Genomic DNA, 25,583 nt, shown 5'->3' with positions numbered 1-25,583 from the left:
GCCCGTCAACTAGGAGCCCTTGCCCGCCTGTTCACGGAGCCTGTCGGCGACGTGCGGGGGCATCGGCTCGTGGCGGACGTAGGCGCGGTCGAACCGGCCGGTGCCGTGCGACACGGACCGCAGGTCGATCGCGTACCGCCCGATCTCGATCTCCGGCACCTCGGCACGCACCACGGTCCGCCCCGGACCGGCCTGGTCGGTGCCGACGACCCGCCCGCGCCGCCCGGACAGGTCGCTCATGACCGGGCCGACGTACTCGTCGGGGACGAGGACCTCGACCTCGGCGACCGGCTCCAGGAGATGGACGGGCACCTCGGCGGCCGCCTCGCGCAGCGCCAGTGCCCCGGCCGTCTGGAAGGCGGCGTCGGAGGAGTCCACCGAGTGGGCCTTGCCGTCCCGCAGGGTGACCCGGATGTCCACGAGCGGGTAGCCGGCGGCGACACCCCGGGCCGCCTGCGCCCGTATCCCCTTCTCCACGGAGGGGACGAACTGGCGCGGGACCGCGCCGCCGACCACCTTGTCGACGAACTCGATCCCGCTGCCCGGCGGCAGCGGCTCCACCTCGATCTCGCAGATCGCGTACTGGCCGTGGCCGCCGGACTGCTTGACGTGCCGGCCCCGGCCCGCCGAGGGCGCGCCGAAGGTCTCCCGCAGCGACACCTTGTACGGGACGGCGTCGACCTGCACGCCGTACCGGCCGCGGAGGCGCTCCAGGACGACGTCCTGGTGGGCCTCGCCGAGGCACCACAGCACGACCTGCCGGGTGTCCTGGTTCTGTTCGAGCCGCAGGGTCGGGTCCTCGGCGACCAGCCGGGCGAGACCCTGCGAGAGCCGGTCCTCGTCGGCCTTGCTGTGCGCCTCGACGGCGAGCGGGAGGAGCGGCTCCGGCATGCGCCACGGCTCCATCAGGAGCGGGTCGTCCTTGGCGGAGATCGTGTCGCCGGTCTCGGCGCGGCCCAGCCGGGCGACGCAGGCGAGGTCCCCGGCGACGCAGTGCGCCTGGGGGCGCTGCTGCTTGCCGAAGGGGGAGGTCAGGCCGCCGATCCGCTCGTCGACGTCGTGGTCCTCGTGCCCCCGGTCGGCGAGGCCGTGCCCCGAGACGTGCACGGTCTCGTCGGGGCGCAGGGTTCCGGAGAAGACCCTGACCAGGGAGATCCGGCCCACGTAGGGGTCGGCGGCGGTCTTGACGACCTCGGCGACCAGGGGGCCGTCGGGGTCGCAGGCGATCGGCGGGCGGAGCCGTCCGTCGGGGGTGGTGACGGCGGGCGGCTCGTGCTCCAGGGGGGAGGGGAAGCCGCCGGTGATCAGCTCCAGGAGTTCGAGGGTGCCGAGGCCCTGCGTACCGCCGTCGGAGGCGGGGGCGGCCGCCAGCACGGGGTGGAAGGAGCCCCGGGCGACGGCCTTCTCCAGGTCGTCGACGAGCGTCTTCAGGTCGATCTCCTCGCCGCCCAGATAGCGGTCCATGAGGGTCTCGTCCTCGCTCTCGGCGATGATCCCCTCGATGAGCCGGGCACGGGCCTCCGCGATGAGCTCCCGCTGGGCCTCGTCGGGCCGCTCCTCCCGCCTCGTCCCGGTGGAGTAGTCGTAGATCCGCTCGGAGAGCAGGCCAGCCAGACCGGTGGCGGGTGCGTGCCCGTCGGGTCCCTCGGCACCGCGCACCGGCAGGTAGAGCGGGAGGACGGCGTCGGGGTCGTCGCGGCCGAAGAGGCCGGCGCAGACGGCCGTGAGCTCGGAGAAATCGGTGCGGGCGGTGTCGAGATGGGTGACGACGATGGCGCGGGGCATGCCGACGGCGGCGCACTCCTCCCAGATCATGCGGGTGGAGCCCGCGACGGCGTCGGCCTCCTGGGCGGCGGAGACGACGAAGAGGGCCGCGTCCGCCGCGCGCAGACCGGCCCTCAGCTCTCCGACGAAGTCGGCGTATCCGGGGGTGTCGAGCAGATTGATCTTGAAGCCGTCCCAGCCGACCGGTACGAGGGACAGCTGGACGGAGCGGTGCTGGCGGTGCTCGATCTCGTCGTAGTCGGAGACGGTGGCGCCGTCCTCGACGCGTCCGGGCCGGTTGACCGCCCCGGCGGTCTGCGCGAGCGCCTCGACCAGGGTCGTCTTGCCCGATCCGCTGTGGCCGACCAGCACCACGTTCCGTACGGTCTGGGGCCGGTCGGCCGCCGGCGCCCTGCCGGCGGCTCCGGCGGCCGTGTTCGCCTTGTCACCCATGACGTGTTCCTCCCGACTGCTCGCACGATGCGGCGGGGAGCGGGCGCGGGGGAGTGGTCTCGCGGTACGGCTCCTGCGGTGCCCGCGGTGGTCCTTCGAGCTTTGCACCGCCGCCGGGACGCGTCCATACGTCGTACACGGGCAGGCTCGGCGGGGGACGCCGACGCGGCGGGACGGGTGCCCGCAGCGTGGGCGTGACGCGCGTGGCTACGATGGGCGAGCCGGTGGTCGTAGGGGCCGCGCGGCCCACCGAACCTCGGGAAGGCCATGCTGAACAAGTACGCGCGTGCCTTTTTCACGCGTGTCCTCACACCGTTCGCCGCGTTTCTGCTCCGCCGGGGCGTCAGCCCCGACGCGGTCACGCTCATCGGCACGGCGGGGGTGATGGCCGGTGCGCTGATCTTCTTCCCCCGCGGAGAGTTCTTCTGGGGCACCATCGTCATCACGCTCTTCGTCTTCTCCGACCTCGTCGACGGCAACATGGCGCGGCAGGCCGGGATCTCCAGCCGCTGGGGCGCCTTCCTCGACTCGACGCTCGACCGCGTCGCCGACGGCGCGATCTTCGGCGGCTTCGCCCTCTGGTACGCGGGCAAGGGCGACGACAACGTGATGTGCGCCGTCGCCATCTTCTGCCTCGCCAGCGGCCAGGTCGTCTCGTACACCAAGGCCCGTGGCGAATCGATTGGCCTGCCGGTCGCCGTCAACGGTCTGATCGAGCGCGCCGAGCGGCTCGTCATCTCCCTGGTCGCCGCCGGTCTCGCCGGACTGCACGCCTTCGGCGTGCCCGGCATCCAGGTGCTGCTCCCGATCGCCCTGTGGATCGTGGCCGTCGGCAGCGCGGTGACCCTGGGACAGCGGGTCGTCACGGTACGACGGGAATCGGCCGAGGCGGACGCCGCCGCGGCCCAGGGGGGCGGGGCGACAACGTGAGCACACTGAAGGACCGGCTCAGCGACGGGGTGTACGGCCTTGGCTGGGCGACGGTGAAGAAACTGCCGGAACCCGTCGCGGCGGGCCTCGGCCGGCGGATCGCCGACCTGGCGTGGAAGCGCCGCGGCAAGAGCGTCCTGCGTCTGGAGTCCAACCTCGCGCGCGTGGTGCCGGACGCCACGCCCGAGCGGCTCGCCGAGCTGTCCCAGGCCGGCATGCGCTCCTACATGCGGTACTGGATGGAATCGTTCCGGCTGCCGACCTGGAGCAAGGAGCGGGTCGGGCGGGACGTCGACATCAAGGGCGCCCACTACCTGAAGGACGGCCTCGCCGCCGGGCGCGGAGTCGTCCTCGCCCTGCCGCACCTGGCCAACTGGGACCTGGCCGGCGTCTGGGTGACCCGCTCGCTCGGCATCCCCTTCACGACCGTCGCCGAGCGGCTCAAGCCGGAGTCGCTGTACGACCGCTTCGTCGCCTACCGCGAGTCCCTCGGCATGGAGGTCCTGCCGCACACCGGCGGATCCGCCTTCGGCACCCTCGCGCGCCGCCTCCGGGCGGGCGGCCTCGTCTGCCTCGTCGCCGACCGCGACCTGTCCGCCTCCGGCATCGAGGTCGACTTCTTCGGCGACACCGCCCGCATGCCGGCCGGACCCGCCATACTCGCCCAGCAGACGGGAGCACTGCTGCTGCCCGTGACCCTCTGGTACGACGACACGGCGGTCATGCGCGGCCGCATCCACCCGCCCGTCGACGTACCCGAGTCCGGTACCCGGGCCGACAAGACCTCCGTGATGACCCAGCGACTGGCCGACGCCTTCGCCGCCGGCATCGCGGACCACCCGGAGGACTGGCACATGCTGCAACGACTGTGGCTCGCGGACCTGGAGGAACGCGGAGCCCCCGAGCCCGGGGCCGGTACCGGGCTCGGCACCGAGGCTCCCGCGGAGCGCGGGGAGGAGCTGCAGAAGTGAAGATCGGGATCGTCTGTCCGTACTCCTGGGACGTGCCGGGCGGCGTCCAGTTCCACATCCGCGACCTCGCCGAGCACCTCATCCGGCTCGGCCACGACGTGTCCGTACTGGCTCCCGCCGACGACGAGACCCCGCTCCCGCCGTACGTGGTCTCCGCCGGCCGGGCCGTCCCCGTGCCCTACAACGGCTCCGTGGCCCGGCTCAACTTCGGCTTCCTCTCGGCCGCGCGAGTACGGCGCTGGCTGCACGACGGCACCTTCGACGTCGTCCACATCCACGAGCCGACCTCGCCCTCCCTGGGACTGCTCACCTGCTGGGCGGCCCAGGGACCGATCGTCGCCACCTTCCACACCTCGAACCCCCGCTCGCGCGCCATGATCGCCGCGTACCCGATCCTCCAGCCCGCCCTGGAGAAGATCAGCGCGCGCATCGCCGTCAGCGAGTACGCGCGCCGCACGCTCGTCGAGCACCTCGGCGGCGACGCCGTCCTCATCCCCAACGGCGTCGACGTGGACTTCTTCGCCCGCGCCGAACCCAAGAAGGAATGGCAGGGCCAGACCCTCGGCTTCATCGGCCGCATCGACGAACCGAGGAAGGGCCTGCCCGTCCTCATGCGCGCCCTGCCCCGCATCCTCACCGAACGCCCCGGCACCCGGCTCCTCGTCGCCGGCCGAGGCGACGAGGAGGAGGCCGTCGCCTCACTGCCGCCCGAGATGCGCTCCCGGGTCGAGTTCCTCGGCATGGTCAGCGACGAGGACAAAGCCCGGCTGCTGCGCAGCGTCGACGTGTACGTGGCACCCAACACCGGCGGCGAGAGCTTCGGCATCATCCTCGTCGAAGCGATGTCCGCCGGCGCGCCCGTGCTTGCCGCCGACCTCGACGCCTTCGCCCAGGTCCTCGACCAGGGCGGCGCCGGCGAACTCTTCGCCAACGAGGACGCCGACGCGCTCGCCGACGCCGCCATCCGCCTCCTCGGCGACGCCCCCCGCCGCGCCGAACTCAGCGCCCGCGGCTCCTCCCACGTCCGCCGCTTCGACTGGTCCACCGTCGCGGCCGACATCCTCGCCGTCTACGAGACCGTCACCGACGGCGCGGCCGCCGTCGACACCGACGAACGCGCCGGCGGCCTCCGAGCCCGCCTGGGCCTCTAGCTCCACCCGCGGGCCGCGCCCCCGCGCCCCGTGCCGGGCGGTTTCGCTTTGGGGGGATGGGAAGGGTGGGGGGATGGGAGAGGTCGAGTGTGTGGAGTTGGGGGAGCTGACGCGGCCGGCGGCGGAGTGGGGAGGCCCGCACGCCCGCGTGGAGCCCGTCCTCGGCTACGTCGTACGGCACGCGGGCGTGCGGCTGCTGTTCGACACGGGCATCGGGTCGGGTTCGCCGGAGACGGACGCGCATTACGGGCCGGTGCGGCGTCGCCTGCCCGTCGGGCCGGGGGACGTGGATGTCGTGGTGAACTGCCACCTCCATTTCGATCACATCGGCGGCAATCGGCTGTTTCCGGCGACGCCGGTCCTGGTGCAGCGCACCGAGCTGGCCGTCGCGCGGGCGGGCGGGTACACGATCGACTCGCTGCTGGCGGGGGTGCGGTACGAGGAGCTGGACGGGGAGTACGGGATCGCGCCGGGGCTGGTGATCGTGCCGACGCCGGGGCATACGGACGGCCACCAGTCGCTGGTGGTGGATCACGGCGACCGGGTGACGGTGCTGGCGGGGCAGGCGTACGACTTCGCCCACGAGTTCGGGACGCCGTACCGGCCGTGGATCGACCGGCTTGCCGAGCTGGCCGACGGGCGCCCGGTGCGTGTCCTGTTCGCCCATGACCGTGACCTTTGGGAAGGGACTCTGCCGCCGCCCCGGTAGCCTGTGCGCCCGTGACCGAAACCCTGATCTGGACCGTCGTCGCGCTGATTCTCATCGGCGTCTATCTCAGCTGGACCGCCGGGCGGCTCGACCGGCTGCACTCCCGTATCGACGCGGCGCGCGCGGCGCTGGACGCGCAGTTGCTGCGCCGGGCCTCGGTCACGCAGGAGCTGGCCACGTCCGGGGTGCTCGATCCGGCGGCGTCGATCGTGCTGTACGAGGCGGCGCACGCGGCCCGGCAGGCGGAGGAGGACCACCGGGAGGTCGCGGAGAGCGAGCTCAGCCAGGCGCTCCGGGCGGTCTTCGGCGAGCCGGAGCAGGTGGAGCTCGTCCGGGAGGCGCCGGGTGGCGAGGAGGCCGCGGGGGAGCTCGCGCAGGCCGTGCGCCGGGTGCCGATGGCCCGCCGGTTCCACAACGACGCCGTGCGGGCGGCGCGTGCCCTGCGCCGCCACCGCAAGGTCCGCTGGTTCCGCCTTGCGGGCCACGCGCCGTTTCCGCTGGCCTTCGAAATGGACGACGAGCCGCCGGTCGCCCTTGCCGATCGTCCGGCCTGACGCCCCGTAACCTGCGAAAACGATCCACCGGGTCCACATTGGCCCTTGCTGTGGACCGCAGGTGGACTGTTTCCTCACTGTTGTCGTCAATTCGCTGTTGTCACGAGTGAGGTACTTGTGTCCACCACGCCTTCCCCCTCCCCCCAGTCCCCCGAGACCGGCACCGCCCGTGTGAAGCGCGGCATGGCCGAGCAGCTCAAGGGTGGCGTGATCATGGACGTGGTCAACGCCGAGCAGGCGAAGATCGCCGAGGACGCCGGCGCCGTGGCCGTCATGGCCCTGGAGCGGGTCCCCGCGGACATCCGCAAGGACGGCGGCGTGGCCCGCATGTCCGACCCGAACATGATCGAAGAGATCATCGGCGCGGTGTCCATCCCGGTCATGGCCAAGTCCCGCATCGGTCACTTCGTCGAGGCCCAGGTCCTCCAGTCCCTCGGTGTCGACTACATCGACGAGTCCGAGGTCCTGACCCCGGCCGACGAGGTCAACCACTCCGACAAGTGGGCCTTCACGACCCCCTTCGTCTGTGGCGCCACCAACCTGGGCGAGGCCCTGCGCCGTATCGCCGAGGGCGCGGCCATGATCCGCTCCAAGGGCGAGGCCGGCACCGGCAACGTCGTCGAGGCCGTCCGTCACCTGCGCCAGATCAAGAACGAGATCGCCAAGCTGCGCGGCTTCGACAACAACGAGCTGTTCGCCGCCGCCAAGGACCTGCGCGCCCCGTACGAGCTGGTCAAGGAGGTCGCCGAGCTCGGCAAGCTGCCGGTCGTGCTGTTCTCCGCCGGTGGTGTCGCCACCCCGGCCGACGCCGCGCTCATGCGCCAGCTCGGCGCCGAGGGCGTCTTCGTCGGCTCCGGCATCTTCAAGTCGGGCGACCCGGCCAAGCGCGCCGCCGCCATCGTGAAGGCCACCACCTTCTACGACGACCCGAAGATCATCGCGGACGCCTCCCGCAACCTGGGCGAGGCCATGGTCGGCATCAACTGCGACACCCTCCCCGAGTCCGAGCGCTACGCCAACCGGGGCTGGTAACCACCGATGAACCCCTCTCCCGTCATTGGTGTCCTGGCTCTCCAGGGCGACGTACGGGAGCACCTGATCGCCCTGGCCGCGGCTGACGCCGTGGCCAGGCCGGTGAGGCGCCCCGAGGAGCTCGCCGAGGTCGACGGCCTGGTCATCCCCGGTGGTGAGTCCACCACCATCTCCAAGCTGGCCGTGCTCTTCGGCCTCATGGAGCCGCTGCGCGAGCGCATCGCCGCGGGCATGCCGGTCTACGGCACCTGCGCCGGTCTGATCATGCTCGCCGACAAGATCCTCGACCCGCGTTCGGGTCAGGAGACCTTCGGCGGCATCGACATGATCGTCCGCCGTAACGCCTTCGGGCGGCAGAACGAGTCGTTCGAGGCCGGCGTCACCGTCACGGGCATCGAGGACGGCCCCGTCGAGGGTGTCTTCATCCGCGCGCCGTGGGTCGAGTCCGTCGGTGCCGAGATCGAGGTCCTGGCGGAGCACGGCGGTCATATCGTCGCCGTACGGCAGGGCAACGCCCTCGCCACCTCGTTCCACCCCGAGCTCACCGGGGATCACCGCATTCACGCCCTGTTCGTCGACATGGTGCGCGCCGCGGGCTGATCCGATCCCGGTAGGATCTCTGGGGTTCGTTCAGAAATGGGTTACGCGAAGGAGACAGGCAGATGTCCGGCCACTCTAAATGGGCTACGACGAAGCACAAGAAGGCCGTGATCGATGCCAAGCGCGGCAAGCTCTTCGCGAAGCTGATCAAGAACATCGAGGTCGCGGCCCGCACCGGTGGCGCCGACCTCGACGGCAACCCGACGCTCTTCGACGCCGTCCAGAAGGCGAAGAAGCAGTCGGTCCCGAACAAGAACATCGACTCCGCGCTCAAGCGCGGTGCGGGTCTCGAGGCCGGCGGCGCCGACTACGCGACGATCATGTACGAGGGCTACGGCCCGAACGGTGTCGCGGTGCTCATCGAGTGCCTCACCGACAACCGCAACCGCGCCGCCTCCGACGTGCGTGTGGCCATGACCCGCAACGGCGGCTCCATGGCCGACCCGGGCTCGGTCTCGTACCTGTTCAACCGCAAGGGCGTCATCGTGCTCCCCAAGGGCGAGCTGTCCGAGGACGACGTGCTGGAGTCGGTGCTCGAGGCCGGCGCCGAGGAGGTCAACGACCTCGGTGAGTCGTTCGAGATCATCAGCGAGGCCACCGACCTGGTCGCGGTCCGTACCGCCCTCCAGGCGGCCGGCATCGACTACGACTCCGCCGAGTCGAGCTTCGTCCCGACCATGCAGGTCGAGCTCGACGAGGACGGCGCGCGCAAGATGTTCAAGCTGATCGACGCGCTGGAGGACAGCGACGACGTGCAGAACGTCTTCGCCAACTTCGACGTCAGCGACGAGGTCATGGCCAAGGTCGACGCCTGATCGCGGTCTTTCCGAACAGCGGGCCGACGGGACACACCCCGTCGGCCCGCTGCGTTGTCAGTGCCACCCGATAGCCTGCACAAACAGACTTGCGAACAGGGAGTGGCACAGTGCGCGTACTCGGGGTGGACCCCGGGCTCACCCGGTGCGGCGTCGGCGTCGTCGAGGGCGTCGCCGGACGGCCCCTCACCATGCTCGGCGTGGGTGTGGTGCGGACCGCCGCGGACGCGGACATCGGTGTGCGGCTGGTCGGCATCGAGCGCGGCATCGAGGAGTGGCTCGACCGCTTCTCGCCCGAACTGGTGGCCGTCGAGCGGGTGTTCAGCCAGCACAACGTCCGTACGGTGATGGGCACGGCCCAGGCCAGCGCGGTCGCCATGCTCTGCGCCTCGCGCCGCGGCATCCCCGTCGCCCTGCACACCCCCAGCGAGGTCAAGGCCGCCGTCACCGGCAGCGGACGCGCCGACAAAGCACAGGTCGGCGCCATGGTGACCCGGCTGCTGCGGCTCTCCGCCCCGCCCAAGCCGGCCGACGCCGCCGACGCCCTGGCCCTCGCCATCTGCCACATCTGGCGGGCCCCCGCGCAGAACCGCCTCCAGCAGGCCGTCGCCCAGAACCGTCTCCAGCAGGCGGTCGCCCAGCAGGCGTCCGCAGTGAAAGGCCGAACCCGATGATCGCCTTCGTCAGCGGCCCGGTCGCCGCGCTCGCCCCCACCATCGCCGTGATCGAGGTCGGCGGTGTGGGCATGGCCGTCCAGTGCACGCCGAACACGCTCTCCGGACTGAGGATCGGCCAGGAGGCCCGGCTCGCCACCTCGCTGGTCGTCCGTGAGGACTCCCTCACCCTGTACGGCTTCGCCGACGACGACGAGCGGCAGGTCTTCGAGCTCCTCCAGACGGCCAGCGGCGTCGGGCCCCGCCTCGCGCAGGCCATGCTCGGCGTGCACAGCCCCGACGCCCTGCGCATCGCCGTCTCCACCGGGGACGAGAAGGCCCTCACCGCCGTCCCCGGCATCGGCAAGAAGGGCGCGCAGAAACTCCTCCTCGAACTGAAGGACAAGCTCGGCGCCCCGCTGGGCAGCAGCGGCCTGGTCGGTGCCCAGCGCGCCGCCGCCTCCGGCCCGGCACCCTGGACCGAGCAGCTGTCCGCCGCGCTGATCGGCCTCGGCTACGCGAGCCGCGAGGCGGAGGAGGCCGTCGGCGCCGTCACCCCGCAGGCCGAGGCGGCCCTCGCCGAGACCGGCACCGCCCCCGTGCCGCAGCTGCTCCGCGCCGCCCTGCAGACTCTCAACCGCACCCGCTGACCCCCGCCCGCCGCCCCGCCGGCCAGGCCGTACGAACGAGAAGGCATCCACCGTGAACTGGGACGACGACACCACCGCCGAGGCACCCGAGGCCGAGGCGCGCATCGTCGGCGCCTCCGCCGAAGGGGACGACCAGGCCGTCGAGGCGGCGCTGCGCCCCAAGGACCTCAGCGAGTTCGTCGGCCAGGAGAAGGTCCGCCAGCAGCTCGACCTGGTCCTCAAGGCCGCCCGCCAGCGCGGTGCCACCGCCGACCACGTGCTGCTCTCCGGCGCCCCCGGCCTCGGCAAGACGACCCTCTCGATGATCATCGCGGCCGAGATGAACGCCCCGATCCGCATCACCTCGGGCCCCGCCATCCAGCACGCCGGCGACCTCGCCGCGATCCTCTCCTCCCTCCAGGAGGGCGAGATCCTCTTCCTCGACGAGATCCACCGGATGTCCCGGCCGGCCGAGGAGATGCTCTACATGGCGATGGAGGACTTCCGCGTCGACGTCATCGTCGGCAAGGGACCCGGCGCCACCGCCATCCCGCTGGAACTCCCGCCCTTCACCCTGGTCGGCGCCACCACCCGGGCCGGACTCCTGCCGCCCCCGCTGCGCGACCGCTTCGGCTTCACCGGCCACATGGAGTTCTACGACCCGGGCGAGCTCCAGCGCGTGATCCACCGCTCCGCCGGACTGCTCGACGTCGAGATCGACCCGGCCGGCGCCGCCGAGATCGCCGGCCGCTCCCGCGGCACCCCCCGCATCGCCAACCGCCTGCTGCGCCGCGTCCGCGACTACGCGCAGGTCAGGGCGGACGGAGTGATCACCCGGGAGATCGCCGAGGCCGCCCTGAGCGTGTACGAGGTCGACGGCCGCGGCCTCGACCGTCTCGACCGGGCCGTCCTGGAGGCCCTGCTCAAGCTCTTCGGCGGCGGACCGGTCGGTCTGTCCACTCTCGCGGTCGCCGTGGGGGAGGAGCGCGAGACCGTCGAGGAGGTCGCCGAACCCTTCCTCGTACGCGAGGGACTGCTGGCCCGTACGCCCCGTGGCCGGGTCGCCACTCCCGCGGCATGGGCCCACCTCGGACTGGTTCCGCCGCAGGCAGCAGGCCCGGGAGCACACGGAAGCGGACAACAGGGGCTCTTCGGGGCGTGACGGTGGCGACACTCGCCCGGACAGGAACCGGGGTGCGATGCTGGACGTTGTTCCATCGATGCGGACTCGCCTAGACTCCGCCGATGCCGCCCTTTCTGGTCGGCGCGCCCACCCCCGAAGATCAGGCCGCGGGTTCTCCGCGACCGTGCGAAGGAAACCCGTCCCGTGAGCATCGTGACCCTCCTCCCCTTCATCGTCCTCATCGGGGCCATGTTCCTGATGACCCGCTCTGCCAAGAAGAAGCAGCAGGCGGCGGCGCAGATGCGCAACGACATGCAGCCCGGCACCGGCGTACGGACGATCGGGGGGATGTACGCCACGGTCAAGGAGATCGGCGACGAGACCGTCCTCCTCGAGGTCGCTCCCGGCGTGCACGCGGTCTACGCGAAGAACGCGATCGGCGCGGTCCTCGATGACGCCGAGTACAACCGCATCGTCCACGGCGACGAGGAGGAGTCGGACTCCGACACCGTCGTCCCGGACGACGCCTCCTCGCTGACCGAGGCTGCCGAGGGCACGGAGAAGGACGCGACGGCCGACGAGGCGCCGAAGGCCGACCTGACGAAGAAGTCGGACGCGGCCGAGGACGCCACCGAGGGGCAGAAGGACGGCAAGGCCGACGGCGAGACCGACGCGAAGTAGTCGCGGCCGGGGACCGCGCGCCCGCCCACCGGCGAGCGCGGTCCCCGGAACGGTTCCACGTCTGCGGGGGCAGGTCCCCACACACACTTCGTGGCCGTCCCGCGCACACCCGGCGCGAGGCGGTTGGACAGGGAGATACGACAGGTGGCAGCACCGAAGAAGGGCCGAAGGCCGGCGGGGGGACAGAGCCGTCCGGGCCGCGCCCTGGCACTCATCCTGATCGCCATGGTCGCACTCACCGGCGGCATGTTCTGGTCGGGGCACACCACCCCGCGCCTCGGCATCGACCTCGCCGGCGGTACGTCGATCACGCTGAAGGCGAAGGCCGAGCCCGGCCAGGAGTCGGCGGTCAACGAGACCAACATGAACACGGCGGTCGGCATCATCGAGCGCCGTGTCAACGGTCTGGGTGTCTCCGAGGCCGAGGTTCAGACGCAGGGCCGCGAGAACATCATCGTCAACATCCCTCGCGGGACGAACGAGAAGCAGGCCCGTGAGCAGGTCGGTACCACCGCCCAGCTCTACTTCCGGCCCGTTCTCGCCGTGACGAACGGTGCGCCCCAGGCGGCCCCGAGTGCCACGCCCTCGGGCTCCCCCTCGGCCAAGCCGTCCGCCTCCGCCACCGGCGCCACCGCGGACAAGAAGTCGGCCAGCCCGACGGCCACCGCCTCCACCCAGGGCCGCGCGCTCACCGAGGCCCTCAAGGCCCCGAGCCCGACGCCCACCGCGAGCGCCTCGTCGTCCGCGAAGCCGAAGACCGGCGCGACTCCCACGGCGACCCCGACGCCCGACGCCGCCACCGCGGCGCTGGAGCAGAAGTTCACCGCCCTGAACTGCCTCGACCCGAAGCAGCGCGCCGCGGCCGGCCAGGGCGTCAAGCCCGCCGAGCCCGCCGTCGCCTGTGGCGAGGACGCCCCCGGCGTCTGGTCGAAGTACCTCCTCGGCCCGGCCGAGGTCGAGGGCAAGGACGTCGACAAGGCCAAGGCCGCCATCGACCAGCGCTCCGGTCAGTGGATCGTGGACATGGAGTTCACCGACGGTGGCTCCAAGAAGTTCCAGTCGATCACCAGCAAGCTGTCGGCGCAGACCGACCCGCAGAACCGCTTCGCGATCGTCCTGGACGGCGAGGTCGTCTCGGCCCCGTCGGTGCGCACCACGCTCAGCGCCAGCGCGCAGATCTCCGGCAGCTTCAACCAGCAGTCGGCCCAGGACCTCGGCAACATCCTGGCCTACGGCGCCCTGCCGCTCTCCTTCGAGACGCAGAGCGTCGACACCGTCACCGCCGCCCTCGGCGGCGACCAGCTGGAGGCGGGCCTCATCGCGGGCGCCATCGGCCTCGCGCTGGTCATCATCTACCTGGTCGCCTACTACCGCGGCCTGTCGCTGATCGCGATCCTGAGCCTCGGCGTCTCGGCGCTCCTCACCTACGTGATCATGGCGCTGCTCGGCCCGGCCATCGGCTTCGCGCTGAACCTGCCGGCCGTCTGCGGTGCCATCGTCGCCATCGGTATCACCGCGGACTCGTTCATCGTGTACTTCGAGCGCATCCGTGACGAGCTCCGCGAGGGCCGCACGCTGCGCCCGGCCGTCGAGCGCGCCTGGCCGCGTGCCCGCCGCACGATCATGGTCTCCGACTTCGTGTCGTTCCTGGCCGCGGCCGTGCTCTTCATCGTCACCGTCGGCAAGGTCCAGGGCTTCGCGTTCACGCTCGGCCTGACCACCCTGCTCGACATCGTCGTGGTGTTCCTCTTCACCAAGCCGGTCATGACGCTCCTCGCGCGGACCAAGTTCTTCGGCAACGGCCACCCCTGGTCCGGCCTGGACCCGAAGCGCCTCGGCGCGAAGCCGCCGCTGCGCCGCACCCGCCGTGCCCACGCCCCCGTCGACGCGAAGGAGGCGTGAGATGTCGAAGCTCGGCGATCTCGGCGCCCGGCTCCACCGCGGTGAGGTCGGTTACGACTTCATCGGCAACCGCAAGATCTGGTATGGCCTGTCCATCCTGATCACCATCACCGCCATCGTCGCCCTGGCCGTCCGCGGCCTGAACATGGGCATCGAGTTCCAGGGCGGCGCCGTCTTCACCACCCCGAAGTCGGAAGTCTCCGTCAGCCAGGCGCAGGAGTACGCGGAAGAGGCTTCCGGCCACGACGCGATCGTCCAGCAGCTCGGCAACGGCTCCCTGCGCATCCAGGTCGGCGGCCTCGACACCGCGCAGTCCGACCAGGTCCGCGCGGAGCTCGCCAAGGACCTCAACGTCCCCGAGGACAAGATCGCGGCCGAGCTGGTGGGTCCCAGCTGGGGTGAGCAGATCGCCACCAAGGCATGGACCGGCCTGGGGGTCTTCATGATCCTCGTGGTGATCTACCTGGCCATCGCCTTCGAGTGGAGAATGGCGGTCGCGGCACTGATCGCCCTCATCCACGACCTCACGATCACCGTCGGCATCTACTCGCTGGTCGGCTTCGAGGTCACCGTCGGCACGGTCATCGGTCTGCTGACGATCCTCGGTTACTCGCTGTACGACACGGTCGTGGTCTTCGACTCCCTCAAGGAGCAGACGAAGGACATCACCAAGCAGACCCGCTTCACCTACAGCGAGCTGGCCAACCGTTCGATCAACGGCACCCTGGTCCGTTCGATCAACACCACCGTCGTCGCGCTGCTGCCGGTCGCCGGCCTGCTCTTCATCGGTGGCGGCGTCCTCGGCGCCGGCATGCTGAACGACATCTCGCTGTCGCTGTTCGTGGGTCTCGCCGCCGGTGCGTACTCCTCGATCTTCATCGCCACCCCGCTGGTCGCCGACCTCAAGGAGCGCGAGCCGGCGATCAAGGCCCTGAGGAAGCGCATCGACGCCAAGCGCGCGAGCGCCGCCGCCAAGGGCGAGTCGGCGGACGAGACGGACGCGCTGTCCATGGAGGCCGAGACCGCCGTCGTGGGCCCCCGGGTGAGCCGTCGGGGCACCCAGGAGCACCGAGGATGACCGCCGAGGCCCAGGACGTCACCGCACTCCTGCTCAGCCGCATCCGCGACGTTCCCGACTACCCGAAGCCGGGCGTGCTGTTCAAGGACATCACGCCGCTGCTCGCGGACCCGGAGGCGTTCACGGCCCTCACCGACTCCCTCGCCGGGCTGTGCGTCGCGCACGGCGCGACGAAGATCGTCGGCCTGGAGGCGCGCGGCTTCATCCTGGCCGCCCCGGTGGCCGTCCGCGCGGGCCTGGGCTTCATCCCGGTCCGCAAGGCCGGCAAGCTCCCCGGGGCCACGCTCAGCCAGGCGTACGAGCTGGAGTACGGCACCGCCGAGATCGAGGTGCACGCCGAGGACCTGGCCGCGGGCGACCGCGTCATGGTCATCGACGACGTCCTCGCCACCGGCGGCACGGCCGGGGCCTCGATCGAGCTCATCCGCCGCGCCGGCGCCGAGGTGGCGGGCGTCGCGGTCCTCATGGAACTGAGCTTCCTCCCGGGCCGCGCCCGGCTGGAGCCCGCACTGAACGGGGCACCGCTCACGGCACTCATCCGAGTGTGATCCTTCAAGTCCGACGATCTCCCGCCCGATAACGGTCGAGGGACACGGCAACGGGCGCCCCGGGACCTCCCGAGGCGCCCTTCGCCGTTCCCGACCGTGTTCGCGCCGCCAGGAGGAAGTCGAATGAACATGTCCCGCACGTCCGTCGCCGGAGTGGTCTCCCTGATCGCGGTCGCCGCGCTCGGGGCCGCCGCGAACCCCGCGAGCGCGGGCCGGCCGGTCCGGGCCCCGCAGGCGGCCGCCGACTCGTGCGTCGGCTGGAAGAACGCCGGCAGCGCGCCCCTGAAGTGGACGAAGGCCAGTGACGCCTGCGGCCACTTCGGCGCCGAGGGCATGACGATGGTGTACGCCTGGAAGGTCTTCAGGGGCGGCGGCATCTGCGTCCGCGTCAAGGGCTTCGACGCCCGCCGCAAGGAGATCTGGTCCGACCAGCTGTGCGGCAAGAGCGGATCCGTCAGGATCCACTGGGGCAATGTCGCCGCCGCCAAGGAGATCCAGGTGAAGGGCGGCCCCTCCCTCCTGCGCTGGAACTGACCGCGGGCCCGGCGGCGGGGCACCGCCGCCGGGCGCACCGCCGCCGGGGTGACGGCCACCGCGTGCGCATCCGGACTCGTGGCTCGATACCATGGCCTTTCCGGGCCTGACCGGGGGACCCGGCACCGCACGAGGAGCGCTCTTGCCAGACGAGGCCCAGTCACTCTCCGCCGCGCAGCCCGACCCGAAGGCCGACAAGGCCGCGACGGGAACCGGCACGCCCCAGAACAAGCCCGCGGAGACCGGGCCCGCGCCCGAGGCACCCGCGCCGGCGCCCACCCCGGCCCCGGCCCCCGCCTCGACGACCCGGCCGGCACCGGCCCCGCCCACCCGCTCGGGCGGCTCGTCCAACCGGGTCCGCGCCCGGCTCGCCCGCCTCGGCGTCCAGCGCTCCTCCCCGTACAACCCGGTCCTCGAACCGCTGCTGCGGATCGTCCGGTCCAACGACCCCAAGATCGAGACGGCGACCCTCCGCCAGGTCGAGCACGCCTACCAGGTCGCCGAGCGCTGGCACCGCGGCCAGAAGCGCAAGAGCGGCGACCCGTACATCACGCACCCGCTCGCCGTGACGACCATCCTCGCCGAGCTCGGCATGGACCCGGCGACCCTGATGGCCGGACTCCTCCACGACACCGTCGAGGACACCGAGTACGGCCTGGAGACCCTGCGCCGCGACTTCGGCGACCAGGTCGCGCTCCTCGTCGACGGTGTCACCAAGCTCGACAAGGTCAAGTTCGGCGAGGCCGCCCAGGCCGAGACCGTCCGCAAGATGGTCGTGGCCATGGCCAAGGACCCGCGCGTCCTGGTCATCAAGCTCGCCGACCGCCTGCACAACATGCGCACCATGCGCTACCTCAAGCGGGAGAAGCAGGAGAAGAAGGCCCGCGAGACCCTCGAGATCTACGCACCCCTGGCCCACCGCCTGGGCATGAACACCATCAAGTGGGAACTGGAGGACCTCGCCTTCGCGATCCTCTACCCCAAGATGTACGACGAGATCGTCCGGCTCGTCGCCGAGCGCGCCCCCAAGCGGGACGAGTACCTCGCCATAGTGACCGACGAGGTCCAGGCCGACCTGCGCGCCGCCCGGATCAAGGCCACCGTCACCGGCCGCCCGAAGCACTACTACAGCGTCTACCAGAAGATGATCGTCCGCGGCCGTGACTTCGCGGAGATCTACGACCTGGTCGGCATCCGCGTCCTCGTGGACACCGTCCGCGACTGCTACGCGGCCCTCGGCACCGTCCACGCGCGATGGAACCCGGTCCCCGGCCGGTTCAAGGACTACATCGCGATGCCGAAGTTCAACATGTACCAGTCGCTGCACACGACGGTCATCGGGCCCAACGGCAAGCCGGTCGAGCTCCAGATCCGCACCTTCGACATGCACCGGCGCGCCGAGTACGGCATCGCCGCCCACTGGAAGTACAAGCAGGAGGCCGTCGCCGGCGCCTCCAAGGTCCGCGCCGACGTGCCCAAGAAGGCCGGCAAGGACGACCACCTCAACGACATGGCGTGGCTGCGCCAGCTCCTCGACTGGCAGAAGGAGACCGAGGACCCCAGCGAGTTCCTGGAGTCCCTGCGCTTCGACCTCTCCCGCAACGAGGTCTTCGTCTTCACGCCCAAGGGCGACGTCATCGCGCTGCCCGCCGGCGCGACCCCCGTCGACTTCTCGTACGCCGTCCACACCGAGGTCGGCCACCGCACCATAGGAGCGCGGGTCAACGGGCGGCTCGTGCCCCTCGAATCGACCCTCGACAACGGCGACCTGGTCGAGGTCTTCACCTCCAAGGCCGCCGGCGCCGGCCCCTCCCGCGACTGGCTGGGCTTCGTCAAGTCCCCGCGCGCCCGCAACAAGATCCGCGCCTGGTTCTCCAAGGAGCGTCGCGACGAGGCCATCGAGCAGGGCAAGGACTCCATCGCGCGGGCCATGCGCAAGCAGAACCTGCCGATCCAGCGCATCCTGACCGGCGACTCGCTCGTCACCCTCGCCCACGAGCTGCGCTACGCGGACATCTCCTCGCTGTACGCGGCGATCGGCGAGGGCCACGTCACCGCCCAGTCCATCGTGCAGAAGCTGGTGCAGGCGCTCGGCGGCGAGGAGGCCGCCACCGAGGACATCGACGAGGCAGCGCCGCCCACCCGGGGCCGCTCCAAGCGCCGCTCCAGCGCCGACCCCGGTGTCGTCGTCAAGGGCGTCGAGGACGTCTGGGTGAAGCTGGCCCGCTGCTGCACCCCGGTCCCCGGCGACCCGATCATCGGATTCGTCACCCGGGGCAGTGGCGTATCGGTTCACCGCAGCGACTGCGTCAACGTGGACTCGCTCTCCCGGGAGCCCGAGCGGATCCTGGAGGTCGAGTGGGCCCCGACCCAGTCCTCGGTCTTCCTCGTCGCCATCCAGGTCGAGGCCCTGGACCGGTCCCGGCTGCTCTCGGACGTCACCCGGGTCCTCTCGGACCAGCACGTCAACATCCTCTCGGCGGCCGTCCAGACCTCCCGCGACCGGGTGGCCACCTCCCGCTTCACCTTCGAGATGGGCGACCCGAAGCACCTGGGCCACGTCCTGAAGGCGGTGCGGGGCGTGGAGGGCGTCTACGACGTCTACCGCGTCACCTCGGCCCGCAGGCCCTGACGACGGACACGAGGAAGGCCCCCCGGCGTGCTGCCGGGGGGCCTTCCTCGTACGGTCGCGGCCACGGTCAGCCGCCGAACTCCTCCAGCCCCTTCAGGGCCTGGTCGAGCAGGGCCTGGCGGCCCTCCAGCTCGCGGGCGAGCTTGTCGGCCTTGGCGTCGTTGCCGGCGGCGCGGGCCGCGTCGACCTGCTTGCGCAGCTTCTCGACGGCGTCCTGGAGCTGGCCGGTCAGACCCGCGGCACGCGCGCGCGCCTCCGGGTTCGTCCGGCGCCACTCGGCCTCCTCGGACTCCTGGAGGGCCCGCTCCACCGTGTGCATCCGGGCCTCGACCTTGGGACGGGCGTCCCGCGGCACGTGGCCGATGGCCTCCCAGCGCTCGTTGAGGGAACGGAAGGCCGCGCGCGCCGCCTTCAGGTCCGTCACCGGGAGCAGCTTCTCGGCCTCGACCGCGAGCTCCTCCTTCAGCTTGAGGTTCTCGGTCTGCTCCGCGTCCCGCTCGGCGAACACCTCGCCGCGCGCCGCGAAGAAGACGTCCTGGGCGCCGCGGAAGCGGTTCCACAGGTCGTCCTCGTGCTCGCGCTGGGCGCGGCCGGCCGCCTTCCACTCCGTCATCAGGTCGCGGTAGCGGGCCGCCGTGGTACCCCAGTCGGTGGAGTTCGACAGCGACTCCGCCTCGGCGACCAGACGCTCCTTGGTCTTGCGGGCGTCCTCGCGCTGGGCGTCGAGCGAGGCGAAGTGGGCCTTGCGGCGCTTCGAGAACGCCGAGCGGGCGTGCGAGAAGCGGTGCCACAGCTCGTCGTCGGACTTGCGGTCGAGCCGGGGGAGGCCCTTCCAGGTGTCCACGAGCGCCCGCAGCCGCTCGCCGGCGGAACGCCACTGCTCGCTCTGGGCCAGTTCCTCGGCCTCCACGACGAGCTTCTCCTTGGCGGAGCGGGCCTCGTCGGTCTGCTTCGCCTTCTGGGCCTTGCGCTCCTCGCGGCGCGAGTCGACCGACTCGACGAGCTTGTCCAGCCGGACGGCGAGCGCGGCCAGGTCGCCGACGGCGTGGTGCTCGTCGACCTGCTGGCGGATGTGCTCGATCGCCGCGGTGGCGTCCTTCGCCGAGAGATCGGTGGTCCTCACGCGCTTCTCGAGGAGGCCGATCTCGACCACCAGGCCCTCGTACTTGCGCTCGAAGTAGGCCAGGGCCTCCTCGGGGGTGCCGGCCTGCCACGATCCGACGACCTTCTCGCCCTCGGCCGTCCGCACGTACACGGTGCCCGTCTCGTCGACGCGGCCCCACGGGTCGCTGCTCACAGCGCCTCCTCACCATGATGCCGTCGCGGGGTCGTACCCCCCGGGCATCGTCCACAGTTTCCCGGCGGGCCTCGCCCGCCATCCGCAGCGCGGCCGACGGCCCAACGCTGCACAACGCCAATCTAGGCGAACCGCGGCCCGGCTGTCCGCACTCAGCGCGACCGAGATTCACGGTCACGCGCGCGTGCGGACGCCCCGGCTCACTTCTTCGTGACGGTCGCCTTCTCGACGGTGACGGGCTTCTTCGGGGCGCCGTCCCCGGCGCCGCCCTCGACACCGGCCGCGGCCACGTCCTGGACCGCCTTGAGACCGGCCGCGTCGATCGTGCCGAACGGGGTGTAGGTCGGGGGCAGCTTGGTGTCCTTGTAGACGAGGAAGAACTGGGAGCCGCCGGTGCCCGGCTGCCCGGTGTTGGCCATGGCGACGGTGCCGGCGGGGAAGGTCACCGTGCCGTCCGCGCCCGCCTTGCCCAGGGCGCCCAGGTTCTCGTCCGGGATGGTGTAGCCCGGGCCGCCGGTGCCGTCGCCCTTGGGGTCACCGCACTGGAGCACGTAGATGCCCTGGGTGGTGAGGCGGTGGCACTTGGACCCGTCGAAGTACTTCTTGCCCGCGAGGTGCGCGAAGGAGTTCACCGTGCGCGGGGTCTTCGCCGCGTCCATGGTGATCGTGATGTCGCCCTCGTTCGTCTTCAGGGACATCGCGTACGTGGCCTTGCTGTCCACGGTCAGCTTCGGCTCCGGGCTCGCCGCCTCGGTCTGCGAGGGGGTGGGCGCGGCCGTCGTCGGCGTGTCGCTCGCCGTGTTGTCCGAGCCCTTGTCGGGGCCGTCCGTCAGCGCCACGGAGGCGTAGACGGCGCCGCCCGCCGCAAGCACCACCGCGAGGGCGGCGGCGACGACGGTGTTGCGGCGCCTCGCCTTGCGCCGGTTCTCCTCCCGCCGCTGCTGCTGCCGCGCGTACTTCTCCCTGGCAAGCTGCCGCCGCCGCTGATCGCTGGTGACCACCGGGTCCGCTCCTTGTCGCTCGTGTGTTCCTGTCCTGGCCGGATGTGCCCGTACCGTATACGGGTTGGCTGTGGAACCGGCACCGCCGGTAGGCTCTGATCTGCCGCATTCCGTGTTTTCCGCGAGTTCCGCGCCGACGTGCCGGACGACATCTAAGGACGAACGTGCTGATTGCCGGGTTCCCCGCCGGGGCCTGGGGGACCAATTGCTATCTGGTCGCCCCCGCCGCAGGCGAGGAGTGCGTCATCATCGACCCGGGCCACCAGGCCGCCCAGGGTGTCGAGGAGACGCTGAAGAAGCATCGGCTCAAGCCCGTCGCCGTCGTCCTCACCCATGGACACATCGACCACGTCGCCTCCGTCGTCCCGGTGTGCGGCGCCCATGACGTCCCCGCGTGGATCCACCCGTCCGACCGCTACATGATGAGCGACCCGGAGAAGGCCCTCGGCCGCTCCATCGGGATGCCTCTCATGGGCGAGCTGACCGTGGGAGAGCCCGACGACGTGCGCGAGCTCACCGACGGCGCCGAGCTGAAGCTCGCCGGTCTCGACTTCTCCGTCGCCCACGCGCCCGGTCATACCAAGGGGTCGGTGACCTTCAGGATGCCCCAGACCACGGAGATCCCCTCCGTGTTCTTCTCCGGGGACCTCCTGTTCGCCGGCTCCATCGGACGCACCGACCTGCCCGGCGGTGACATGGACGAGATGCTCGCTTCGCTGGCCCGCGTGTGCCTGCCGCTCGACAACTCGACCGTGGTGCTGTCGGGACACGGTCCCCAGACGACCATCGGCCAGGAGCGCGCCACCAACCCCTACCTGCGGGACGTGGCGGCCGGCCTCGGGAGCACGGACGCTCCCCGACGAGGAATGTGACGAGATTTTCGTGAGCACCTTCAAGGCCCCCAAGGGCACGTACGACCTGATCCCGCCCTTCTCCGCCACCTACCTGGCGGTCCGCGACGCGATCTCCGCGCCGCTGCGGAAGTCCGGCTACGGCTACGTCGAGACCCCCGGCTTCGAGGACGTCAACCTCTTCGCCCGCGGCGTCGGAGAGTCCACCGACATCGTCAGCAAGGAGATGTACGCCTTCGAGACCAAGGGCGGCGACAAGCTCGCCCTGCGCCCCGAGGGGACCGCCTCCGTCCTGCGCGCCGCCCTGGAGTCCAACCTCCACAAGCAGGGCAACCTGCCGGTCAAGCTCTGGTACTCCGGCTCGTACTACCGCTACGAGCGCCCGCAGAAGGGCCGCTACCGCCACTTCTCGCAGGTCGGCGCCGAGGCGATCGGTGCGGAGGACCCGGCGCTCGACGCCGAGCTGATCATCCTGGCCGACCAGGCGTACCGCTCGCTCGGCCTGCGGAACTTCCGCATCCTGCTGAACTCGCTCGGCGACAAGGAGTGCCGTCCCGTCTATCGCGAGGCGCTCCAGGGCTTCCTGCGCGCCCTCGACCTGGACGACGAGACCCGCCGCCGCATCGAGATCAACCCGCTGCGCGTCCTCGACGACAAGCGCGAGGCCGTGCAGAAGCAGCTCGTCGGCGCGCCGCTGCTGCGCGACTACCTGTGCGACGCGTGCAAGGCGTACCACGAGGAGGTGCGCGCCCTGATCCTCGCGGCGGGCGTCGTCTTCGAGGACGACGCCAAGCTGGTCCGCGGCCTCGACTACTACACCCGCACCACCTTCGAGTTCGTCCACGACGGTCTCGGCTCGCAGTCGGCGGTCGGCGGCGGCGGCCGCTACGACGGCCTCTCCGAGATGATCGGCGGCCCCGCGCTGCCGTCCGTGGGCTGGGCGCTCGGCGTGGACCGGACGGTCCTGGCCCTGGAGGCGGAGGGCGTCGAGCTCGACATCCCCGCCGCGACCAGCGTCTTCGCGGTGGCCATCGGCGACGAGGCCCGCCGCCTGCTCTTCGGCAAGGTCACCGAGCTGCGCCGGGAGGGCATCGCCGCCGACTTCTCCTTCGGCGGCAAGGGCCTCAAGGGCGCCATGAAGGACGCCAACCGTTCGGGCGCCCGCCTCGCCGTCGTCGCCGGCGAGCGCGACCTCGCCGAGGGCGTCGTCCAGCTCAAGGACATGGAGTCCGGCGAGCAGCAGGCCGTCGCCCTCGACGCCCTCCTGGACGCCGTCAAGGCGAAGCTGTCCTGACGGACCGCACACGCGGACGGGGCCCGGACCACTCACGGTGGTCCGGGCCCCGTCCTTATCTCCAGCGAACGGTGCGGAGACGGACAGGTGTTGCAGAATGACCGTGCCCACAAGGCCCGCGAGCGAGGGAAACAGGCGACATGACGAAGGCAGCGGTGGACGAGACCGCGTCCGGCCGGGACAGCGGCGGCACGATCGGGGCGAGCAGGGCCTTCGCCTGGCTGCTGGTGATCACCGGGGCGGCCGGACTGCTCGCCGCCTGGGTCATCACCATCGACAAGATCAAGCTCCTGGAGGACCCCAACTTCACTCCGGGGTGCAGCCTCAACCCGATCGTCTCCTGCGGCAACATCATGAAGAGCGAGCAGGCGTCGGTCTTCGGCTTCCCCAACCCGATGCTCGGCCTCGTGACGTACGCCATGGTGATCGCGATCGGCGTGGGCCTGCTCGCCGGCGCCCGCTACCGCCGCTGGTACTGGCTCGGCCTCAACGCCGGGGCGCTGTTCGGCGTCGGCTTCTGCACCTGGCTCATGTACCAGTCGCTGTACGAGATCAACTCGCTCTGCCTCTGGTGCTGCCTGGCCTGGGTCGCCACCATCGTCATGTTCTGGTACGTGACCTCGCACAACGTCCGCCACGGCGTCATCCCCGCCCCCCGCGGCCTGAGGACCTTCTTCGACGAGTTCACCTGGGTCCTGCCCGTCCTCCACATCGGGATCATCGGCATGCTGATCCTGACCCGCTGGTGGGACTTCTGGACCAGCTGACGGCGACCGCGCTGTCGGTGCCGTGACCTAGGCTTCATGACTGTGGAGCCCGACCTCTTTACCGCAGCCGCCGAAGACCGCCAGGAGAAGGACCCGGCCAGCAGCCCGCTGGCCGTCCGGATGCGCCCCCGCACCCTCGACGAGGTGGTGGGCCAGCGGCACCTGCTCAAGCCCGGCTCGCCCCTGCGCCGCCTCGTCGGAGACGGCGACGGCGGCCCCGCCGGCGCCTCCTCCGTGATCCTCTGGGGCCCGCCGGGCATCGGCAAGACCACCCTCGCGTACGTCGTCTCCAAGGCGACCAACAAGCGGTTCGTGGAGCTCTCCGCGATCACCGCGGGCGTCAAGGAGGTCCGGGCCGTCATCGACGGCGCCCGGCGCGCGGTCGGCGGTTACGGCAAGGAGACCGTCCTCTTCCTCGACGAGATCCACCGCTTCTCCAAGGCCCAGCAGGACTCGCTCCTGCCGGCCGTGGAGAACCGCTGGGTGACGCTGATCGCCGCCACCACCGAGAATCCCTACTTCTCCGTCATCTCCCCGCTCCTGTCCCGCTCGCTGCTCCTCACCCTGGAGCCGCTGACCGACGAGGACCTGAGCGGACTGATGGCCCGCGCCCTCACCGGCGAGCGGGGGCTCGGCGGCGCCGTCACCCTGCCGGCGGACGCCGAGTCCCACCTCCTCCGGGTGGCCGGCGGCGACGCCCGCCGCGCCCTCACCGCCCTGGAGGCGGCCGCCGGCGCGGCCATCGCCAAGGGCGAGCCGGAGATCACCCTCCAGACCGTCGAGGAGACCGTCGACCGCGCGGCCGTGAAGTACGACCGGGACGGCGACCAGCACTATGACGTGGCCAGCGCCCTCATCAAGTCGATCCGCGGCTCCGACGTCGACGCGGCCCTGCACTACCTGGCCCGGATGATCGAGGCGGGGGAGGACCCGCGCTTCATCGCCCGACGGCTGATGATCTCCGCGAGCGAGGACATCGGCCTCGCCGACCCCAACGCCCTGCCGATCGCCGTCGCCGCCGCCCAGGCCGTCGCCATGATCGGCTTCCCCGAGGCGGCCCTCACCCTGAGCCACGCCACGATCGCCCTCGCGCTCGCCCCCAAGTCGAACGCGGCGACGACCGCGATCGGCGCCGCCCTCGCCGACGTGCGCAACGGCCTCGCCGGCTCCGTCCCGCCCCACCTCCGCGACGGCCACTACAAGGGCGCGGCCAAGCTCGGCCACGCCCAGGGCTACGTGTACCCCCACGACGTCCCCGGCGGCATCGCCGCCCAGCAGTACGCCCCGGACGCCATCCACGGCCGCCACTACTACGAGCCCACCCGCTACGGCGCGGAGGCGAGGTACGCGGACGTGGTGGAGCGCGTACGAGCCCGCCTGAAGAGCGAGGACTAGGCGGTCTCCTGCCGGGCGGGTGCGTGACCACCCCGCGGAGCCGGTACACTGGTCCGGATTGCTGCGTCCCGTGTCCGGCTCCGGTCGGCACACCAGAACGGGACAGTCAGCCGGAGACCCGGCCCTCGGGCGGGGTTTCCAGGAGCGTCGCGCACCTTCGAAGGTGTCGCGGGCCACCCATCACCACCCGGATCCCGGGAGCGGCGGTGGGTCGTTCGC

24 protein-coding genes are annotated in these 25,583 nt (G+C 71.4%); 21 read left to right on the top strand and 3 right to left on the bottom strand.

The window, feature by feature from the left end:
• Positions 1–9 precede the first annotated feature (9 nt).
• Positions 10–2,217 carry an elongation factor G-like protein EF-G2 gene (locus ACFVZH_RS14805; protein ID WP_384897079.1) on the bottom strand — a complete coding sequence of 736 codons (2,208 nt, stop codon included), beginning with the start codon at positions 2,215–2,217 and terminating at the stop codon, positions 10–12.
• Between the two features lie 267 nt (positions 2,218–2,484).
• On the opposite strand from ACFVZH_RS14805, the gene pgsA reads away from it, so the two are divergent.
• The 17 genes from pgsA to ACFVZH_RS14720 all read left to right on the top strand — a co-directional run bounded on the left by pgsA (position 2,485) and on the right by ACFVZH_RS14720 (position 18,759).
• A complete protein-coding gene (gene pgsA, locus ACFVZH_RS14800) occupies positions 2,485–3,147 on the top strand; it encodes a phosphatidylinositol phosphate synthase (RefSeq protein WP_384897077.1) in 663 nt (220 codons plus the stop codon).
• A 5-nt stretch (positions 3,148–3,152) separates the two neighbouring features.
• Positions 3,153–4,118 (top strand): phosphatidylinositol mannoside acyltransferase, encoded by a 966-nt coding sequence (locus ACFVZH_RS14795; RefSeq protein ID WP_384897389.1) that lies wholly within the window; start codon positions 3,153–3,155, stop codon positions 4,116–4,118.
• Positions 4,115–5,269: a glycosyltransferase family 4 protein gene (locus tag ACFVZH_RS14790; protein WP_384897074.1), complete on the top strand. Its 1,155-nt coding sequence runs from the start codon at positions 4,115–4,117 to the stop codon at positions 5,267–5,269. Before ACFVZH_RS14795 ends, ACFVZH_RS14790 begins: the two co-directional genes overlap by 4 nt.
• Before the next feature lie 73 nt (positions 5,270–5,342).
• Positions 5,343–5,978: an MBL fold metallo-hydrolase gene (locus ACFVZH_RS14785; protein WP_384897071.1), complete on the top strand. Its 636-nt coding sequence runs from the start codon at positions 5,343–5,345 to the stop codon at positions 5,976–5,978.
• Positions 5,979–5,989: 11 nt separating this feature from the next.
• A complete protein-coding gene (locus tag ACFVZH_RS14780; RefSeq protein ID WP_384897068.1) occupies positions 5,990–6,532 on the top strand; it encodes a hypothetical protein in 543 nt (180 codons plus the stop codon).
• Positions 6,533–6,649: 117 nt separating this feature from the next.
• Complete coding sequence (gene pdxS / locus ACFVZH_RS14775; RefSeq protein ID WP_189832345.1) at positions 6,650–7,564, top strand: pyridoxal 5'-phosphate synthase lyase subunit PdxS; 915 nt, start codon at positions 6,650–6,652, stop codon at positions 7,562–7,564.
• 6 nt (positions 7,565–7,570) lie between these two features.
• Positions 7,571–8,164: a pyridoxal 5'-phosphate synthase glutaminase subunit PdxT gene (gene pdxT / locus ACFVZH_RS14770; RefSeq protein ID WP_384897065.1), complete on the top strand. Its 594-nt coding sequence runs from the start codon at positions 7,571–7,573 to the stop codon at positions 8,162–8,164.
• A 62-nt stretch (positions 8,165–8,226) separates the two neighbouring features.
• Positions 8,227–8,979: a YebC/PmpR family DNA-binding transcriptional regulator gene (locus ACFVZH_RS14765; protein WP_384897062.1), complete on the top strand. Its 753-nt coding sequence runs from the start codon at positions 8,227–8,229 to the stop codon at positions 8,977–8,979.
• 110 nt (positions 8,980–9,089) lie between these two features.
• Positions 9,090–9,653, top strand: coding sequence for a crossover junction endodeoxyribonuclease RuvC (gene ruvC, locus ACFVZH_RS14760; RefSeq protein WP_362564850.1), 564 nt, complete (start codon positions 9,090–9,092; stop codon positions 9,651–9,653).
• Complete coding sequence (ruvA, locus tag ACFVZH_RS14755) at positions 9,650–10,282, top strand: Holliday junction branch migration protein RuvA (RefSeq protein ID WP_384897059.1); 633 nt, start codon at positions 9,650–9,652, stop codon at positions 10,280–10,282. The genes ruvC and ruvA overlap by 4 nt, the downstream gene beginning before the upstream one ends.
• A gap of 52 nt (positions 10,283–10,334) precedes the next feature.
• On the top strand, positions 10,335–11,423 hold the full coding sequence (ruvB, locus tag ACFVZH_RS14750; protein ID WP_384897057.1) for a Holliday junction branch migration DNA helicase RuvB: 1,089 nt from the start codon (positions 10,335–10,337) through the stop codon (positions 11,421–11,423).
• Positions 11,424–11,588: 165 nt separating this feature from the next.
• The gene (gene yajC, locus ACFVZH_RS14745; RefSeq protein WP_384897054.1) at positions 11,589–12,065 is read left to right on the top strand and encodes a preprotein translocase subunit YajC; all 477 of its coding nucleotides are present in this window, start codon (positions 11,589–11,591) and stop codon (positions 12,063–12,065) included.
• A gap of 144 nt (positions 12,066–12,209) precedes the next feature.
• Positions 12,210–13,967, top strand: coding sequence for a protein translocase subunit SecD (gene secD, locus ACFVZH_RS14740; RefSeq protein ID WP_384897051.1), 1,758 nt, complete (start codon positions 12,210–12,212; stop codon positions 13,965–13,967).
• 1 nt (position 13,968) lies between these two features.
• Positions 13,969–15,045 carry a protein translocase subunit SecF gene (gene secF, locus ACFVZH_RS14735; protein ID WP_384897048.1) on the top strand — a complete coding sequence of 359 codons (1,077 nt, stop codon included), beginning with the start codon at positions 13,969–13,971 and terminating at the stop codon, positions 15,043–15,045.
• Positions 15,042–15,593 carry an adenine phosphoribosyltransferase gene (locus ACFVZH_RS14730; protein ID WP_384897045.1) on the top strand — a complete coding sequence of 184 codons (552 nt, stop codon included), beginning with the start codon at positions 15,042–15,044 and terminating at the stop codon, positions 15,591–15,593. Before secF ends, ACFVZH_RS14730 begins: the two co-directional genes overlap by 4 nt.
• Before the next feature lie 129 nt (positions 15,594–15,722).
• Positions 15,723–16,127, top strand: a complete 405-nt coding sequence (locus tag ACFVZH_RS14725) for a hypothetical protein (RefSeq protein WP_384897042.1) — start codon at positions 15,723–15,725, stop codon at positions 16,125–16,127.
• Between the two features lie 142 nt (positions 16,128–16,269).
• A complete protein-coding gene (locus ACFVZH_RS14720; protein WP_384897039.1) occupies positions 16,270–18,759 on the top strand; it encodes a RelA/SpoT family protein in 2,490 nt (829 codons plus the stop codon).
• 67 nt (positions 18,760–18,826) lie between these two features.
• Here ACFVZH_RS14720 and ACFVZH_RS14715 read toward each other — a convergent pair whose 3' ends face one another.
• Together ACFVZH_RS14715 and ACFVZH_RS14710 are read right to left on the bottom strand one after the other, a co-directional pair.
• Positions 18,827–20,056: a DUF349 domain-containing protein gene (locus ACFVZH_RS14715; RefSeq protein ID WP_384897036.1), complete on the bottom strand. Its 1,230-nt coding sequence runs from the start codon at positions 20,054–20,056 to the stop codon at positions 18,827–18,829.
• Between the two features lie 200 nt (positions 20,057–20,256).
• Entirely contained in the window at positions 20,257–21,057 is an 801-nt protein-coding gene (locus ACFVZH_RS14710) for a peptidylprolyl isomerase (RefSeq protein WP_384897034.1), read from the bottom strand.
• 164 nt (positions 21,058–21,221) lie between these two features.
• On the opposite strand from ACFVZH_RS14710, the gene ACFVZH_RS14705 reads away from it, so the two are divergent.
• From ACFVZH_RS14705 to ACFVZH_RS14690, 4 genes are all read left to right on the top strand, one after another.
• A complete protein-coding gene (locus ACFVZH_RS14705; protein ID WP_266889683.1) occupies positions 21,222–21,929 on the top strand; it encodes an MBL fold metallo-hydrolase in 708 nt (235 codons plus the stop codon).
• A 10-nt stretch (positions 21,930–21,939) separates the two neighbouring features.
• Complete coding sequence (hisS, locus tag ACFVZH_RS14700) at positions 21,940–23,202, top strand: histidine--tRNA ligase (protein WP_384897031.1); 1,263 nt, start codon at positions 21,940–21,942, stop codon at positions 23,200–23,202.
• A gap of 140 nt (positions 23,203–23,342) precedes the next feature.
• On the top strand, positions 23,343–23,969 hold the full coding sequence (locus tag ACFVZH_RS14695) for a vitamin K epoxide reductase family protein (RefSeq protein ID WP_384897030.1): 627 nt from the start codon (positions 23,343–23,345) through the stop codon (positions 23,967–23,969).
• Positions 23,970–24,011: 42 nt separating this feature from the next.
• The gene (locus ACFVZH_RS14690; protein ID WP_384897387.1) at positions 24,012–25,364 is read left to right on the top strand and encodes a replication-associated recombination protein A; all 1,353 of its coding nucleotides are present in this window, start codon (positions 24,012–24,014) and stop codon (positions 25,362–25,364) included.
• The last annotated feature ends 219 nt before the right edge of the window (positions 25,365–25,583 follow it).

It is taken from the genome of Streptomyces sp. NPDC059534 (genome assembly GCF_042743475.1).
Taxonomy (GTDB): domain Bacteria; phylum Actinomycetota; class Actinomycetes; order Streptomycetales; family Streptomycetaceae; genus Streptomyces.
This window is presented reverse-complemented; position numbering and strand designations above follow the sequence as displayed.

Excerpts from the sequence above, each read along its gene's own strand:
- ACFVZH_RS14730 (WP_384897045.1), top strand. The coding sequence starts at position 15,042 with ATGACCGCCGAGGCCCAGGACGTCACCGCACTCCTGCTCAGCCGCATC.
- ACFVZH_RS14785 (WP_384897071.1), top strand. The coding sequence starts at position 5,343 with ATGGGAGAGGTCGAGTGTGTGGAGTTGGGGGAGCTGACGCGGCCGGCG.
- ACFVZH_RS14805 (WP_384897079.1), bottom strand. The coding sequence starts at position 2,217 with ATGGGTGACAAGGCGAACACGGCCGCCGGAGCCGCCGGCAGGGCGCCG.
- pgsA (WP_384897077.1), top strand. The coding sequence starts at position 2,485 with ATGCTGAACAAGTACGCGCGTGCCTTTTTCACGCGTGTCCTCACACCG.
- ACFVZH_RS14725 (WP_384897042.1), top strand. The coding sequence starts at position 15,723 with ATGTCCCGCACGTCCGTCGCCGGAGTGGTCTCCCTGATCGCGGTCGCC.
- ACFVZH_RS14695 (WP_384897030.1), top strand. The coding sequence starts at position 23,343 with ATGACGAAGGCAGCGGTGGACGAGACCGCGTCCGGCCGGGACAGCGGC.
- secF (WP_384897048.1), top strand. The coding sequence starts at position 13,969 with ATGTCGAAGCTCGGCGATCTCGGCGCCCGGCTCCACCGCGGTGAGGTC.
- ACFVZH_RS14765 (WP_384897062.1), top strand. The coding sequence starts at position 8,227 with ATGTCCGGCCACTCTAAATGGGCTACGACGAAGCACAAGAAGGCCGTG.
- ruvA (WP_384897059.1), top strand. The coding sequence starts at position 9,650 with ATGATCGCCTTCGTCAGCGGCCCGGTCGCCGCGCTCGCCCCCACCATC.
- pdxT (WP_384897065.1), top strand. The coding sequence starts at position 7,571 with ATGAACCCCTCTCCCGTCATTGGTGTCCTGGCTCTCCAGGGCGACGTA.